Source organism: Spirosoma terrae, assembly GCF_010435915.1.
GTDB classification, from domain to species: domain Bacteria; phylum Bacteroidota; class Bacteroidia; order Cytophagales; family Spirosomataceae; genus Spirosoma; species Spirosoma terrae.
The window spans coordinates 1-1,099 of the sequence record NZ_JAAFZH010000045.1 but is presented as its reverse complement, the minus strand read 5'-3'; the positions used below and the strand labels follow the sequence as shown (position 1 = coordinate 1,099).

The 1,099-nt window shown below is 57.0% G+C and carries 1 protein-coding gene; it reads left to right on the top strand.

Going from position 1 to position 1,099, the window contains the following annotated elements:
• Positions 1 to 1,099: putative Ig domain-containing protein (locus tag GK108_RS30975; protein WP_212592932.1), on the top strand; the 1,099-nt coding region annotated here is incomplete at both ends.

Sequence of the window (1,099 nt, the reverse complement as noted above, 5' to 3'; positions counted from 1 at the left end):
GACGCCTAACAGCTTATCTATTTCTATCACCGGACTACCAACCGGACTGGCTCTGGCCAGTAACAACACCATCACCGGTACGCCGTCAACCACCCTGGGATCGCCACATACGCTAACCGTCACCGCCACTGACCCAGCCGGGTTGAGCGTGAACACACACCTGCTACTGACCATCAGCCCGGCAACAGTGACCAACCCAACCTTATTCACCATTACTTCGGTCAACACCCTGAGCTGTGTGACCATCTCAGCCACCGAACGACAGCTCACCTTCCTGCCGCTCTATGCAGCCAGCAACGGATCGGCCATCACCTTTACCGCCCTAGGACTGCTGACACCAACCACCGCCACGGGGCCATATACCATCCGTGTGTACACCGACAATTCACCAATCTCCCTACAGGCGCAGCAAAACGGACAAACCGCTAGCTTCGCCTACAACTGGCTGGCCGCTTGTGGCGCACCCGCCAACACCGCTCCTACCGTGGCCAATGTCATCCCTCCCCAGTCAGCCACCGTGGGACAGCTATTCACTTACGCTATTCCAATCAATACGTTCACCGATAAGGAAACACCCAACAGCTTATCTATCTCTGTCAGTGGGCTGCCCAACGGACTGGCTCTAGTCAGTAACAACACCATCACTGGTACGCCGTCAACCACTATAGGCTCACCTATAACACTGACCGTCACCGCCACTGACCCGGCAGGATTGAGTGTAGCAACGCCCCTAGTCTTGACCATCAATCCAGCGCCAACACCGGTCAACACCGCCCCTACCGTGGCCAATGTCATTCCTCCTCAGTCAGCCACCGTGGGACAGCCATTCACTTTCGCTATCCCGGCCAGCACATTCACCGATAAGGAGACGCCTAACAGCTTAACAATAACCATCACCGGACTACCAACCGGACTAGCCCTGGCTAGCAACAACACCATCACTGGTACGCCGTCAACCACCCTGGGATCGCCACATACACTGACCGTCACTGCTACTGACCCAGCCGGGTTGAGTGTGAACACACCCCTGCTGCTGACCATCAGCCCGACGCCTGCGCCGGTCAACACGGCACCTACAGTGGCTAATGCCATTCCTCCC